Origin of the sequence: Streptomyces sp. NPDC014870, from assembly GCF_043081505.1 — a bacterium.
Lineage (GTDB): Bacteria > Actinomycetota > Actinomycetes > Streptomycetales > Streptomycetaceae > Streptomyces.
In genome coordinates this window covers 354,624-367,890 of the sequence record NZ_JBIBWQ010000007.1, presented here as the reverse complement: position 1 = coordinate 367,890, position 13,267 = coordinate 354,624, and the positions used below count along the sequence as shown (strand labels likewise).

The window sequence follows — 13,267 nt, the reverse complement described above, 5'->3', positions numbered from 1 at the left end:
TCACTTCCGGCGGTGCCCGTCGACCTCCGCGCTCCCGGCCGCGATCCTCTGCGAGGGCCTCGGCCGGGAGCGCGAGACCGCCACGCCCGCCAGGCACAGCGCACCGCCCGCGAGGGTGAGCAGCCCGGGCAGCTCCCCGAGGAACAGCCATGCCATGAGGACCACGAGCGCCGGCACGGCGTACGTCGTCGCGCCCATCCGGCCCGCGGTCGTACGGGCCAGGGCGTAGGCCCAGGTGGTGAGGGCGAGGGCGGTCGGGAACACCCCGAGGTACACCATGTTCAGCGTCGCCGGGAGCGGCGCCCGGGCCGCCTCCTCGACCAACTGCCCGGCGAAGGGGAGACAGGCCACCGCGCCGACGAGACATCCGAAGGTCGTGACCTGCAGGGCGCTGCCGTGCGCCAGGGCGGGCTTCTGGGCGACGACGCCACCCGCGTACGCGACCGCCGCCACAAGACAGAGCACGACGCCCAGCACGGAGGCGTGGCCCTCGCCCGACATGGAAAGACCCACTGCCACCGCGCCCGCGAAGGACACCGCCATGCCCGCGACCAGCCGGGGCGGCAGCTTCTCGCCGAGGAACCGGGCGCCGAGCAGGGCGATCAGGATCGGCCCGATGTTCACGACCATCGCGGCCGTGCCCGCGTCGACCTCCTGCTCACCCCAGTTGAGCGCCACCATGTACGCGCCGAACCACAGGACCCCGGAGACCGCGATCCCCGGCCACGCGGCCCGGGGCGGCAGGCCCTCCCGTCGGACCAGCAGGACCAGGCCGAGGACCAGGGCTCCGGAGAGGAGCCGGCCGAGGGCGAGCGCGCCGGGGGAGTAGGCCGCACCGGCGCTGCGGATCGAGACGAAGGCGGAGGCCCACAGGACGACGGTGACACCGGCCGCGGCGAGGGCCAGACGCGAGGTGGCGTGGGACGCGGGTGCGGCTGCGGGAGGGGCGGCGGGCGTGGCGGGGGAGTCGGTCATGGGGCGACCGTAGGCCCCGGACCCTTCGGCGCTCACCGCAATATCCGTTCACGGCGGCATCCCCGCACGGCGATGTCCCCGCTCGGCGCGCTGTCCCCGCGCACGGCGAGATCACGGCTCACCGTGGTGTCCCCGCGCACGGCGACGTTTCCGCGCACGGCGACGTCCCCGTTCACGGCGAGATCACCGCTCAGCGCGCTGTCCCCCGCTCACGGCGACCTCCCCGCTCACCGCAACACCGCCGGGTCGATGCCCAAGGCCTCCTGGAGGGCGCGCTCTCCGGCGGGGGTCACCCGCACGGCGCGCTGCGAGCCGATCCGTACGCACCAGCCGCTGTCCAGGGCGTGGGCGCAGAGCGTGGCGCCTGCGATGCCCGCGAGGTGCGGTGTGCGTTCGGTCCAGTCGAGACAGCCGCGCGCGATCGGCCGCCGCCCCCGGGGCGCCAGCGGGACGCCCCGCTCCGCGAACCACGCCACGCCCCGGTCGGTGAGCGCGAAGCCGGTGTCCTGGCGCAGCAGGCCGCGTGCGGTCATGGCCTCGGTGATCGTGACCCCGAGCCTCCCGGCGAGATGGTCGTAGCAGGTCCGGCCCCGGGCCATCGCCCGCCCCGCCCCCGCCGCGCCCAGCGTCGGCGACGGTGCGGCGAGCGCGGGCCCCGACCGCGCGGCGAGGTCCTCCACGAGCTGCGCGATCCCCGGGTCGGCGAGCCGGACGTAGCGGTGCCGCCCCTGCCGCTCCTCGGCGAGCACCCCGCCCGCGACGAGCTTTCCGAGGTGCTCACTGGCGGTCGACGGCGCCACGCGCGCGTGCCGCGCCAACTCCCCCGCGGTCCAGGCCCGTCCGTCGAGCAGCGCGAGCACGAAGGCGGCACGGGTCTCGTCGGCGAAGAGCGCGGCGAGCGCGGCCAGGTCCTTGGATGCCATGCGTCCAGGATCGCGCGGCTACCGTTCGGCGACGGCCGAACCGTCCTTCCCGCGGGTCACTCCCGCCACCCCTGCCTCGTACTGCAGGGCCAACCCGTCGAGGAGCGCCCGCAGGCCCGTGTCGAAGGCGCCCTCGTCGACCTTCTGGCGGTGTTCCGCGAGCAGGTGGGCCTGGCCGAGGTGCGGGTAGTCGGCCGGGTCGTACGCCGTCTCGTCGTCGACGAAGCCCCGCGCGAAGGAGCCCAGGGCCGAGCCGGTGACGAAGTAGCGCATCAGCGCGCCGATGTACGTCGCCTGCGCCGGGGGCCAGCCGGCCCTGACCATCGCTCCGAAGACGGCGTCGGCGACCCGCAGGCCCGCCGGCCGGCGGCCGGGGCCCTGGGCGAGGACGGGGACGATGTTCGGGTGGTCGGCGAGGGCGGCGCGGTAGGAGGCCGCCCAGTCGTGCAGGGCCGTACGCCAGTCGCGGTCGTCGGCCTCCTCGAACATCGACAGGTCGACTTTCGCGCTGACCGCGTCGGCGACCGCGTCCAGGATCTCGTCCTTGGTCCGGAAGTGGTTGTAGAGGGACGGCCCGCTCACCCCGAGTTCGGCCGCGAGCCGCCGGGTCGAGAGCGCCGCGAGGCCCTCGGCGTCCACCAGCGCGCTCGCCGTCTCGACGATGCGGTCTCTGCTCAGGAGGGGCTTGCGCGGTCGGGCCATGGCGCACATAGTAGGCCTGCGCGGCGGAAACTAGCAGTGGTAGTTAAAGTCGCTCCCCAGCCTCTTCCGCAGTCCCTCCCGCAGTCCCTCCCAGTCCTCTTCCCGAAGGTCGGTGGCGTCGTGAACCTGGAACTCAGCGAGGAACAGGAAGCCGTGCGGCGGCTCGCCGAGGACTTCGTCGCCCGTGAGGTCACCCCGCACGCCGTCGCGTGGGACCGGGCCGAGAGCGTGGACCGTTCGATCGTGAAGAAGCTGGGAGCCGTCGGCTTCCTCGGCCTGACGGTCCCGGAGGAGTACGGCGGCTCGGGCGGCGACCACCTCTCCTACTGCCTCGTCACCGAGGAGCTGGGCCGCGGCGACTCCTCCGTGCGCGGCATCGTCTCCGTCTCGCTGGGCCTGGTCGCCAAGACCGTCGCCTCCTGGGGCGACGAGGAGCAGAAGCGGACCTGGCTGCCCCGGCTCGCCTCCGGGGAGGCCCTCGGCTGCTTCGGTCTCACCGAGCCCGGCACCGGCTCCGACGCCGGCAACCTCGCCACCAGGGCGGTGCGGGACGGGGACGCGTACGTCGTCAACGGCTCGAAGATGTTCATCACCAACGGCACCTGGGCCGACGTGGTCCTGCTCTTCGCCCGTACCGGAGACACCCCCGGCCACAAGGGTGTCTCCGCCTTCCTCGTCCCCACCGACACTCCCGGCCTGACCCGCCGCACCATCCACGGCAAGCTCGGCCTGCGCGGCCAGGCGACGGCCGAACTGGCCCTGGAGGACGTGCGCGTCCCCGCCTCCGCGATGCTGGGCCCCGAAGGCAAAGGTTTCTCCGTCGCCATGTCCGCCCTCGCCAAGGGGCGGATGTCGGTCGCGGCCGGCTGCGTCGGCATCGCGCAGGCGGCTCTCGACGCGGCCGTGCGCTACGCGGGGGAGCGCGAGCAGTTCGGCAAGCCCATCGCCTCCTACCAACTGGTGCAGGAGCTGATCAGCGACATCGCCGTCGACGTGGACGCGGCCCGGCTGCTCACCTGGCGGGTCGCCGACCTGATCGACCGGGGCAAGGAGTTCGCCACCGCCGCGTCCAAGGCCAAGCTGTACGCCTCCGAGGCCGCCGTGCGCGCGGCGAACAACGCCCTCCAGGTCTTCGGCGGCTACGGCTACATCGACGAGTACCCAGTCGGCAAACTACTGCGCGACGCGCGCGTGATGACGCTGTACGAGGGCACCAGCCAGATCCAGAAGCTGATCATCGGTCGCGCCCTGACGGGGGTGTCCGCCTTCTGAGCGCCGCGGGCTTCAGGGGCACCACGCCCTTCTGGGGTGCCGCGCGCTCCTGAGCGCCGCACGCTCCTGAGTACGGCGCGCTCCTGAGTACCGCGCGCCGCGCGGTCTGAGTATCCGGACGGATGTGGCCCGCGCCACATCCGCCGATGCTGGGTCCATGAGCGACACACCGGTCAAGCAGCAGAACACGGCGGCCTACTACATGCAGGCCGTCATCTCCTTCGGGCTCGCGCTCGCGGCCGTGGGCATCGGCATCTTCAACCTGGAGGCGGACGCCTGGGTGCGGTCCTTCCTGGCCATCGCCGTCCTCTACCTCACGACCTCCGCCTTCACGCTCGCCAAGGTCGTCCGCGACCGGCAGGAGGCGGGTCAGATCGTCAGCCGCGTCGACCAGGCCCGCCTGGAGAAGCTCCTCGCCGAGCACGACCCGTTCCAGAAGCTGTGAGCCTCGCGCGCTCCGAGGGCGTCGAACTCTAAGCGCTTGCTCAGCTTCGTTGTATGGTGTTCGTCCTGACGACCGGCTGAGAAGAGGGCGAGCGATGAGCGCGGCGGACGCGGCGGAGGAGACGCCCGGCGGCGAGGACGCGCCGTGGGGCGAGGTCACGCCCGAGGCGGCCCGGCGGCTGCTCGTCGCGGCCGTCGAGGCGTTCGCCGAGCGTGGCTACCACGCCACCACGACCCGGGACATCGCCGGCCGCGCGGGGATGAGCCCGGCCGCGCTCTACATCCACTACAAGACCAAGGAAGAGCTGCTCCACCGGATCAGCCGCATCGGCCACGACAAGGCCCTGGAGATCCTCCGCGCCGCCGCCGACGGCGAGGGCACGGCGGGCGAGCGGCTCGCCGACGCCGTACGGTCCTTCGTGCGCTGGCACGCCGAGCGGCACACCACCGCGCGGGTCGTCCAGTACGAGCTCGACGCCCTCGGCCCCGAGCACCGCACCGAGATCGTGGCGCTGCGCAGGGAGTCCGACGCGACCGTGCGCCGGATCATCAACGAGGGCGTGGCGGCCGGGGAGTTCGACGTGCCGGACGTGGCCGGCACGACCGTCGCGGTCCTCTCCCTCTGCATCGACGTCTCGCGCTGGTTCAACGTCCAGGGCCGCCGAACGCCGGACGAGGTCGGCGCGCTCTACGCCGACCTCGTGCTGCGGATGGTCGGCGCTCAGAAGTAGTAGCGCGAGACCGACTCGGCGACGCAGACCGGCTTGTCGCCGCCCTCGCGCTCCACGGTCACGGTCGCGGTCACCTGTACCCCGCCGCCGGCCTCCGTCACCTCGGTCAGGACGGCCCCGGCGCGCAGCCGCGAGCCGACGGGCACGGGGGCGGGGAAACGCACCTTGTTGGTGCCGTAATTGAGACCCATCTTCATGCCCTCGACGCGCATGATCTGGGGGACCAGGGTCGGCAGCAGCGAGAGCGTGAGGTACCCGTGGGCGATGGTCTTCCCGAACGGCCCGTCGGCCGCCCGCTCCGGGTCCACGTGGATCCACTGGTGGTCACCGGTCGCGTCGGCGAACTGGTCGATCCGCTTCTGCTCGATCTCCAGCCACTCGCTGTGTCCCAGCTGCTCGCCGACGGCGGCACGCAGCTCGTCGGCGGAGGTGAAGATCCTCGGCTCAGCCATGTTTCCCTCGTCCCTTCGTGAACCTGTGACTCCTGCGTACGGTGTTTCTAAGCGCTTGCTCAGCATGTGGGGTGGGGGGCCCGCTGTCAACGGACAGTAGGGTTCGAGGGGTGCCCCAGATTCCCGAGAAGATTCATGAACTCACCGTCGGCCAGCTGTCCGCCCGAAGCGGCGCCGCGGTGTCCGCGCTGCACTTCTACGAGACCAAGGGCCTGATCGGCAGCCGCCGCACGAGCGGCAACCAACGCCGCTACGGCCGTGACACCCTCCGCCGGGTCGCCTTCATCCGGGCCGCGCAGCGCGTCGGCATCCCGCTCGCGACCATCCGTACCGCCCTCGCCGAACTCCCCGAGGAGCGCACGCCCACCAATGAGGACTGGGCGCAGCTCTCGGCGGCGTGGCGCACGGAGCTGGACGAGCGGATCAAGCAACTCGGCAGGCTGCGGGACCATCTGAGCGACTGCATCGGCTGCGGGTGCCTGTCCCTGCAGAACTGCGTCCTGTCCAACCCCGACGACGTGATCGGCGAGGAGATCACCGGCTCGCGCCTGATGGGGGAGCGCCGCAAGTCGTAGGGCGCCCGCGGAGTCCGCGGAGCGACGAAGAGGGGCCCGCCACCCCCGTGGACGGGCCCCTCGGTCTCATCGGCTCGGGCCGGTCACTCGTACTCGGTGCCGCCCTTGCGGGTCAGGTAGGCCGGGCTGACCGCCTTGGCGATCGCACGGCCGCCGAGGACCGGGCTGTACCGCTCGGTGACCGGGCGGACCACGACCCCCTCGCGCAGGTGCAGCTCCCGCCCGGAGACCGTCTCCCGGCCGCTCGCCAGCGCGAGTACCGCCTCGGGGTCGTACGGACCGGTGAACAGCCGCGGTACGAGGGGCAGTTCGCCGTCCTCCAGGACCTCGGCAGGGTCCAGCCACCGCACCTGGCCGTCGATCTCTGCCGACACGTCGAAGACCGCGTAACCGACCTGCTCGCCGCGGGCGTTCGCGCCGTACCCGAGGTCCTGCACCCCGGCCCCGTACACCTCGCCGAACAGCCCGACCCGGCGCGCGCCCAGGCGGGCGGCGAGCCGCGCCGCGACCTCGGGGACGCCGTGGCCGAGGACGGCCCGCCAGTACAGGTTCCGCGGGTCCTCCTGGAGTGCCAGGCCCTTGGCGCCGAAGCCCTTCGAGGAGACCTGGACGCGTCCGTCCTCCGCGAAGTACGTGGCGAGACAGGCCGAACCGTGCAGCTTCTCCGTCAGGACCACCGGCTCACCGGGCTCGAAGATGCCCGGATAGCGCTGGAGGTTCTCGATGTCGACCCACGGCAGCAGGTCGGGCGCGACCTCCACGTCCCCGCTCATCGTCGGCGGGATCGGCGGCACCCACTTCGTGATCCCGAGCAGCTCGGCGAAGTCGGTTCCCTCGGCGGCGGCCGCGACCAGGTCCACGTCCGCCAGCGCCTTCGGGCGGCACACGATGCCCTGCGACACCTCCCCGCGCAGCCGTACCGCCTTGACCCGGTCGGAGGCCTTCCCGGCGAGCCGCCCGGTCAGCCCGAGTTCGTCGATGAGCGCCGTCGGCAGCACGGCCTGCTCCGGAATGTAGACGGCGACATCGCCACTTCGGTACGCGCCCTTCGCCACGACGGCGCGGTAGAGCCCCACTTGGGCGAGCTCCAGCGCGTCCGCGTTCGGATGGGCATGGACGGCCAGTGTTTCGGCGGTGACGCGCAGCGTCGACATGTCAGGTCTCCGGAGACTCGGTTGGCGTTCTCATCGCAGAACACTCTGCGGTAGTCGAACGGGCCCCGGCCACCGAATTCCGCGCCGCCGGCCTCTCAGCCGATCGGACCGCCCGGGCCGTCGAGACCGTCCCGGCCGTCGAGACCGTCAGGGCCGTCGGGACCGTCAGGGCCGTCGGGACTGTCGGGACCGTCGAGACCGCCCGGGCCGCCCGGGCCGAAGGCGGCCGCCACGAGCTGGGCGTTGGACGCGGCGGGGCTGCCGTCGGGCAGCAGCAGCGTGTCCTCGAGCCCGATCCGGGTGTCAAGACCGAGCCTGCGCGCCAGCCGCAGCACCGGCCAGGCGCCGCCGTCCTCGCCGTGCAGAAGCACCGGCGGCCCCTCGGGGGAGCCGGCCAGGGTCGCGAGCAGTGCGAGGGCCGTGGACTCGGCGGTCGCGGCGACGGGATCGGTCACCTCCGCCAGGATCCGCAGCACCCGGGGCGCCAGCGGCGAGGCGAGGAACCGCGCGGGCCCTTCCGTACCGGACCACAGGCCCGCCTCCACGCCCACGCCCCGTTCGAGGAGCGCCGCCGCGAGCTCCTCCGCGCCCGGCTCGTGCCAGTTCACGGACGCGTGGTCGGGCAGGACCGTCCAGGCGCGGACCCGCTCCACCCGCCGGACGGGATCGGGCTCGGCCCAGGCGCCCGTCGTCACGCCCACCGGGACGTCGACGGCGCCCCGGATCGCCGTCAGCGTCTCCGCGAGGACCCGCGGCGACAGCGTGTCGCTCCCGCACGGCGTCCTGGGGTGGACATGGACGTCCCGCGCCCCCGCCACGACCGCCCGCGCGGCCTCCTCCGCCATGGCACCCGGCGACATCGGCACCGCGGCCGAATCCCCGGGCCCCCGGCTCCCGTTGAGACAGACCTGGATCACCATGCTCCCCCCGTGGCCCCCGTGGCCCCCGTTGCTCCAGTTGCCCCAGTGGCCCCGTATCCCCCGTGCCCCCGTTGCCCCGTTGCTCGTCACACACGTTCGTCGTTCCCGGTCACGCGCCGTTCCTCAGGCGACGGAGGCCAGCCGGGGCATCGCCCCGCTCCGGGCCCGCGTCAGCGCCCCGGCCGTCAGCACCGCACGGGGTACGACCACCCCGCACGCCCCGCACACGGGGCCGAACCACGGCTCGTCGACCAGATCCGGCCGCCACTCGATACGGTCTCCCGCGCACACCGGGCACCGCTCCCCGGGCGCGGACTCGAGCGCGGAGATCAGCCGCCGCAGCACCTCGGCCAGCGGCTCCGAGGGATGGACCGCCGGGTCGTCGCAGCGCGCCACCCCGTTGCCGCCCCAGGTCCGCCGGTGCCAGTCGTCGAGCGCGCCCGGCCGGCGCAGCCCCTCGTGCTTCTCGCGCCGCCGCCGCGCCGCGAACTCCTTCTCGTACGCGAGCCATACCGCCCGCGCCTCCTCCAGCTCCTCCAGCGCGGCCACCAGCCGCCCCGGATCGAGCTCCCGGTCCTCGGGCCCGAACCTGTGCCGATGGCACAGATGGTCCCAGGTCGCGCGGTGCCCGTACGGCGCGAACCGCTCCAGGCACTTGCGCAGCGAGTACCTCCGCAGCGCCGTGTCACTGCCGGTGTCGCGCACCTGTCTCGCAAGACTCCGGAAACCCGCCATTGCTCCGCACCTCCGTCGCTGGTACATCGGCGTCAAGGACGTTATGGAATGGACGAACGACCGGCCCTTCGTGTTCCATCGAAAATCCGATGGGGTCCATCAGAGGCGCACGGGGGGACGTTGATGCACGACATACGGGCGGGACTCGCGACCAACCCCGCCCTCCCCGACCACCTCTTCGCCCACCTCGCGAGGACCGGTGACGAGTGCGTCCGCTACGACCTGACCTGCCGCGAGGACCTGACCGAGGCACAGGCGCGCAGCCTCCGCGCGTACGACGACGTGGACCTCTGGGGCCTCGTCGCCCATGCCAAGGTTCCGTGGGCCGAGGTCCCGCGCGACACCCCCGACCTCGTGCTCGCCGCCGTCCGGGCCGGGACGGCGCCGGAGGCAGCGGTACGGGAGCTCGCCGCCCACCCGGACCCGGAGGTCCGCGCCGAACTCGTCGACCACGACGAGGGCCTCCCGCCCGACGTCCTGGCCGCGCTCGCGCGCGACCCCGACCCGACCGTCGTCGAGCGGGCCGCCGAGGTTCCCGAGCTGCCCGCCGACCTCGCCGCGGAACTCGCCCGCCACCCCCATGTGGTGGTCAGGCTTAGCCTCGCGGCGAACGACCGCGTACCGCCGCTCCTCCTTGCCGCGCTCCTCGCCGACGGCGGCCGGCCCGCGCCCACCCGCTGCGGGGCATGCCACCGGCGGGCCGCAGGCTGCGCGGATCACACGCCAGGGATCCGCCGCATCCGGCGCGTGGTGGCGACGAATCCCGCCGTACCTCCCGCCGGGCTGGAGGCCTTCCTCGACGGGGAGGAAGCCGAGGACGCAGCGGATGCCGAGGGCCGGGCCGACGCCGAGGACGGGGCGGCAGCCGAGGAAGCAGCGCGGGCCGACGCGGCCGCGCGGGCTCGAACCGCCTGGCTGTGCGCCGACATCGCCGAGCGGACCGACCTCCCGGTCACCTTCCAGGCCCGACTGGCCGCCCATCCGGCCGCGTTCGTACGGAAGGCCCTCGCGCGCAACCCGAGCATCGGCGAAGCCCTGATGCGCCGGCTCGCCGACGACCCCGACCCCGAGGTCGCCCTGGCGGTCGCGGAGAACCCGGCGGTCCCGCTGGACCGGCTCACGATGCTCGCCGGCCGACGGCGGCTCCCGCGCGAGCCGCTGCCCCGGATCCTCGCGGCCACCCACGCCGAGCTGACGAAGCTCGCGCGCAGCCGGGTGGCCCAGGTCCGGGCGCTCGTCGCGGCCCGCCCCGACCTGCCGCCCGCCCTCGTCGAGCGGCTCGCCGCCGACGCCGACATCGGAGTCGCCCAACGGATCGCGCCGCACCCCGGACTCGCCGAGGACCGGCTCGTCGAGCTGGTGGAACGCCACGGGCCGCCCGTGTACGGGGCCGTCGCCCTGAACCCCGGCTGCGGGGGAGCGCTGCTGCGCCGGATGGCCGGGGACTGCGGCTCCGTGCGCAAGGCACTGCGCACGATCGCCGCGCACCCGGCCTTGCCGCCGGACGTCGTCGAGGAGCTGCTCACCGACCCGGACCCGAGGGTCGTCCGCGCGGCCGCCGCCCACCCCGCGCTGCCCGTGGCGACGATGGAGCGGCTGCTCGGCCACGCGGCCGACGTCGCGTCGGCGGGCTCGTGACCTACCGCCTACCGTCTACCGCCGTCCGATCCGCCCCGCCGACACCACCACCCGTGCCAGCTCCGGATGGCAGATGTCGCTGTGCTCGCCGACCACCTCCGCCGCGTCCACGTTCACGCACCCTGACGCCGGGAGCCCGTCGCGCAGGGCGCGGGAGAGGGGGAGGGTGGGGGTGTCGGGGACGGCCTGGATGCCGTCGTGGCCCACGGCCGTCCAGCGCTTGTCCGTGCCGAGCAGGGAGTCGGCGTCCCTGGCGAGGCGGGAGGCCAGGGGGTAGAAGACCCGCAGGGCGGTGTCGTGGCGCGAGTAGCAGGCCACCACCGGGCCCTCGACCCGGGCCTGGAGGTCCCGCAGGGCGCCGCCGCGTCCCTGCTCGTGCGGCAGGCGTGCCGCGAACGCGTAGTGTGAGAAGGCCCCTTGGAGGAGTGTCACCGACGCCACGTTCCGCGCCCCGGCGGGCAGCCCGCGCAGCGCGAACGCGACGAGGCGGGCGCCGAAGCTGTGCCCGACGAGATGGCAGCGCAGACCGGGGGAGGAGCGGGCGACCTCGCCCAGGAGCGGGCCGAGGCCCCGCTCGCCGACCACGCCGGCCCGCCGCTTCATCGTGTAGTACGTGGCCTGCCGCAGCGCCTCCTTGGCGCCCTTCCAGTACCGCGTCAGCCGCCCGCCGCCGAACGCCTCGCGCGGGGTCGGTACGCTCCCGGGACCCGCCGCCTCCTCCAGCGCGTCGGTGAACATCGCGCAGACCGCCACCGTGTCCGCGAGCAGGAAGTCGGGCACGGCCCGATCGTCGGTGTGGAAGGCCTGCGAGCCCTCCGTGTCGGTCAGCGCCCGCAGCAGTGCGCCGAACTCGGCGAACGCCGCCTCGTCGTCCGGCTGCTCGGCCAGCAGCGTCGCGATCCGCCCCACCACCGCCTCCTTGCCCGGGTGCACGGCCGCCACGGACTCGACGTCGGGGATCGGCTCGTCCGAGAACATCATCGACGGCCACACCACCCCCGCGTACCCGACGCGTGCGCCCGGCCCCAGGGCACCCGGGAAGGGGGCGAAGAAGCGCTCGTACAACCCCCGTGCCACGGAAGGGGTGTTGTTCCACCCGTGGGCGAACACCACCACATCCGTGACGCCTCGGGCGGCCAGGCCGGCGAGCTCCGCCCGCCCGCCCGCCGCCCCGTCGCCGTCCTTGTCGAAAGTGATCTCCCGGTACGGCTCCACACTCATGCCGGCCATGGTCTGCCCGTCCCTCCGCGTCGAGCGACTCGTTCCGCGCCAGCATCCTGCGCGCGCGGAGGGACGGCCAGGTTTTCAGCGCAGGCGCGCCGCCGAGACTTCCGGGAAGTGCACGAGCACGTCGTACGCGGTGGCGAGCCGGACGGGCGCCTGGCTGCCCTCCCACGGGTACGCGGTGCCGACCAGCCAGGCCGGCCGGTGCACGTTCAGCCAGCTCCTGGCCGCGGGAGTCGTCGTCCGCAGGTCCAGGTAGAAGGGGCGCGGGGAGACCCGGTCCAGGGTCTCGGCACCGCTGTCCCCGGCACCGGGCAGCCCGACCGTGAAGCTCCTGATCGGCTCGCCCGCCGCCCCGGTGTCGTGCGCGTTGAACGAGCCCTTCCCGAAGGAGGCGCCCACGCTCACGTAGTCCCGGCCCAGCGCGTCGCGCAGGAAGGCTCCCTGGAGACGCGGGTACTGGTCCGGCTTCGTCGTCTCGTAGCCGACGTGCCCGTTGTGCGCGGAGAGCAGCATCCGGTCGCCGGTCTCCCGCTGCCACCACACGGTGTTCTCGGCCATGATCCGGTCGCGGTACAGCATCGCCTCCGCCACCCCCGAGGGACTCGCCACATCGTGCGCCATCTCCGTGCCGACCTGGGCGATCGCCCGCGCGTGCTGGACCGTCCAGGTGTGCTCCTCGCGGTCCCGGCCCGGCTTCTGGCGCTCGAGCAGAGCCAGCGCACGGTTCAGTTCGGCCGCCAGCCGCCTCCGCTCCTCCAGCGGCCTCGCCATGTAGGCGTTCATCCAGGAGTCGACGGAACCGACCGGCCGCGAGGCCCGGTACAGCTCCTGGAAGCGCGGCAGCAGCCGAGGGTACGTACGGGCGACATAGCCCGTGACCTTGTCGAAGAGCTCCGGCCCCGCGTAGCCGAGGTCGTTGCCCATGAACCGCACCGGGTGGTCCGGGTGACGCAGGTTGTGCTGCCGCATCCAGACGATCAGGTCGAGGTACTCCTCGGTGTTCCAGAAGCGGTAGGCGTTCTGGAACTCCTCGTCCAGGATCCGCTTCGGATCGCCCTTGCCGAACCGCACGTAGTCGTCGATCCGCAGCCCCGCCGACCAGTTGGCCTCCAGGGCGAAGGTGGTGAAGCCCTTCCGCTCCACCAGGTGCTCGAAGATCCGGTGCTTGCTCTCGAAGAACTCGGCCGAGCTGTGGGTCGCCTCGCCGATCCCGACGACCTTGGCCGAGCCGATCATCCGCTCCAGCGGGCGCAGGTCGGTCAGGGCCCGCGCGCTGTGGGCGAGTTCACGGGCGGGGTCGGGCGCCGTCGCCGAGGCGTCCGCCCGCGCGGAAGCGGAAGCGAAGGTGGACGCGGACTCGGAAGCGACAGCGGCAGGGGCGAGCGCGGCCATGCAGAGCGCGAGGGCCGCGCCCACCAGGGGTAAGCGGTGTCGAGTGATCGTTTCCATGGGGCAAGCCTGGCGGCGGCGGGCCGACCGCCGCCAACCTGCCCGCACCCCGGTCCGACCGGGGGATATC

General features: G+C 73.5%; 14 protein-coding genes. 5 read left to right on the top strand and 9 right to left on the bottom strand.

What is annotated here, in order from left to right; genetic code table 11:
* From ACF09C_RS22055 to ACF09C_RS22045, 3 genes are all read right to left on the bottom strand, one after another.
* Positions 1-975: a DMT family transporter gene (locus tag ACF09C_RS22055; RefSeq protein ID WP_392093499.1), complete on the bottom strand. Its 975-nt coding sequence runs from the start codon at positions 973-975 to the stop codon at positions 1-3.
* A gap of 227 nt (positions 976-1,202) precedes the next feature.
* Positions 1,203-1,898: an ArsR/SmtB family transcription factor gene (locus ACF09C_RS22050; RefSeq protein ID WP_392093498.1), complete on the bottom strand. Its 696-nt coding sequence runs from the start codon at positions 1,896-1,898 to the stop codon at positions 1,203-1,205.
* A gap of 18 nt (positions 1,899-1,916) precedes the next feature.
* Positions 1,917-2,600, bottom strand: a complete 684-nt coding sequence (locus ACF09C_RS22045; protein ID WP_392093497.1) for a TetR/AcrR family transcriptional regulator — start codon at positions 2,598-2,600, stop codon at positions 1,917-1,919.
* A 120-nt stretch (positions 2,601-2,720) separates the two neighbouring features.
* On the opposite strand from ACF09C_RS22045, the gene ACF09C_RS22040 reads away from it, so the two are divergent.
* The 3 genes from ACF09C_RS22040 to ACF09C_RS22030 all read left to right on the top strand — a co-directional run bounded on the left by ACF09C_RS22040 (position 2,721) and on the right by ACF09C_RS22030 (position 5,047).
* Positions 2,721-3,872, top strand: a complete 1,152-nt coding sequence (locus ACF09C_RS22040) for an acyl-CoA dehydrogenase family protein (protein WP_392093495.1) — start codon at positions 2,721-2,723, stop codon at positions 3,870-3,872.
* Positions 3,873-4,029: 157 nt separating this feature from the next.
* On the top strand, positions 4,030-4,317 hold the full coding sequence (locus ACF09C_RS22035) for a YiaA/YiaB family inner membrane protein (RefSeq protein WP_362004302.1): 288 nt from the start codon (positions 4,030-4,032) through the stop codon (positions 4,315-4,317).
* Between the two features lie 94 nt (positions 4,318-4,411).
* Positions 4,412-5,047, top strand: a complete 636-nt coding sequence (locus ACF09C_RS22030) for a TetR/AcrR family transcriptional regulator (RefSeq protein ID WP_392093493.1) — start codon at positions 4,412-4,414, stop codon at positions 5,045-5,047.
* Here ACF09C_RS22030 and ACF09C_RS22025 read toward each other — a convergent pair.
* Complete coding sequence (locus tag ACF09C_RS22025; protein ID WP_392093491.1) at positions 5,038-5,499, bottom strand: MaoC family dehydratase; 462 nt, start codon at positions 5,497-5,499, stop codon at positions 5,038-5,040. The genes ACF09C_RS22030 and ACF09C_RS22025 overlap by 10 nt on opposite strands.
* A gap of 110 nt (positions 5,500-5,609) precedes the next feature.
* On the opposite strand from ACF09C_RS22025, the gene soxR reads away from it, so the two are divergent.
* Positions 5,610-6,074: a redox-sensitive transcriptional activator SoxR gene (gene soxR, locus ACF09C_RS22020; RefSeq protein ID WP_392093489.1), complete on the top strand. Its 465-nt coding sequence runs from the start codon at positions 5,610-5,612 to the stop codon at positions 6,072-6,074.
* 83 nt (positions 6,075-6,157) lie between these two features.
* Here soxR and ACF09C_RS22015 read toward each other — a convergent pair whose 3' ends face one another.
* From ACF09C_RS22015 to ACF09C_RS22005, 3 genes are all read right to left on the bottom strand, one after another.
* Positions 6,158-7,228 carry an RNA ligase (ATP) gene (locus tag ACF09C_RS22015; RefSeq protein WP_392093487.1) on the bottom strand — a complete coding sequence of 357 codons (1,071 nt, stop codon included), beginning with the start codon at positions 7,226-7,228 and terminating at the stop codon, positions 6,158-6,160.
* Between the two features lie 95 nt (positions 7,229-7,323).
* On the bottom strand, positions 7,324-8,145 hold the full coding sequence (locus ACF09C_RS22010) for a 3-keto-5-aminohexanoate cleavage protein (protein ID WP_392093684.1): 822 nt from the start codon (positions 8,143-8,145) through the stop codon (positions 7,324-7,326).
* 126 nt (positions 8,146-8,271) lie between these two features.
* Positions 8,272-8,883: a hypothetical protein gene (locus tag ACF09C_RS22005; protein WP_392093485.1), complete on the bottom strand. Its 612-nt coding sequence runs from the start codon at positions 8,881-8,883 to the stop codon at positions 8,272-8,274.
* A gap of 123 nt (positions 8,884-9,006) precedes the next feature.
* Between ACF09C_RS22005 and ACF09C_RS22000 the strand changes: the two genes are divergently transcribed.
* Positions 9,007-10,521, top strand: coding sequence for a hypothetical protein (locus ACF09C_RS22000; RefSeq protein ID WP_392093483.1), 1,515 nt, complete (start codon positions 9,007-9,009; stop codon positions 10,519-10,521).
* A 15-nt stretch (positions 10,522-10,536) separates the two neighbouring features.
* Here ACF09C_RS22000 and ACF09C_RS21995 read toward each other — a convergent pair whose 3' ends face one another.
* Both ACF09C_RS21995 and ACF09C_RS21990 read right to left on the bottom strand, forming a co-directional pair.
* Positions 10,537-11,742, bottom strand: coding sequence for a serine-threonine protein kinase (locus ACF09C_RS21995; RefSeq protein ID WP_392093481.1), 1,206 nt, complete (start codon positions 11,740-11,742; stop codon positions 10,537-10,539).
* A gap of 84 nt (positions 11,743-11,826) precedes the next feature.
* Positions 11,827-13,197 (bottom strand): erythromycin esterase family protein, encoded by a 1,371-nt coding sequence (locus tag ACF09C_RS21990; protein ID WP_392093479.1) that lies wholly within the window; start codon positions 13,195-13,197, stop codon positions 11,827-11,829.
* Positions 13,198-13,267: the final 70 nt, after the last annotated feature.

Coding starts and splice junctions, on each gene's coding strand:
- ACF09C_RS22025 (WP_392093491.1), bottom strand. CDS start 5,499: ATGGCTGAGCCGAGGATCTTCACCTCCGCCGACGAGCTGCGTGCCGCC.
- ACF09C_RS22005 (WP_392093485.1), bottom strand. CDS start 8,883: ATGGCGGGTTTCCGGAGTCTTGCGAGACAGGTGCGCGACACCGGCAGT.
- ACF09C_RS22000 (WP_392093483.1), top strand. CDS start 9,007: ATGCACGACATACGGGCGGGACTCGCGACCAACCCCGCCCTCCCCGAC.
- ACF09C_RS22035 (WP_362004302.1), top strand. CDS start 4,030: ATGAGCGACACACCGGTCAAGCAGCAGAACACGGCGGCCTACTACATG.
- ACF09C_RS22050 (WP_392093498.1), bottom strand. CDS start 1,898: ATGGCATCCAAGGACCTGGCCGCGCTCGCCGCGCTCTTCGCCGACGAG.
- ACF09C_RS22030 (WP_392093493.1), top strand. CDS start 4,412: ATGAGCGCGGCGGACGCGGCGGAGGAGACGCCCGGCGGCGAGGACGCG.
- ACF09C_RS21995 (WP_392093481.1), bottom strand. CDS start 11,742: ATGAGTGTGGAGCCGTACCGGGAGATCACTTTCGACAAGGACGGCGAC.
- ACF09C_RS22015 (WP_392093487.1), bottom strand. CDS start 7,228: ATGTCGACGCTGCGCGTCACCGCCGAAACACTGGCCGTCCATGCCCAT.
- ACF09C_RS21990 (WP_392093479.1), bottom strand. CDS start 13,197: ATGGAAACGATCACTCGACACCGCTTACCCCTGGTGGGCGCGGCCCTC.
- ACF09C_RS22045 (WP_392093497.1), bottom strand. CDS start 2,600: ATGGCCCGACCGCGCAAGCCCCTCCTGAGCAGAGACCGCATCGTCGAG.
- ACF09C_RS22055 (WP_392093499.1), bottom strand. CDS start 975: ATGACCGACTCCCCCGCCACGCCCGCCGCCCCTCCCGCAGCCGCACCC.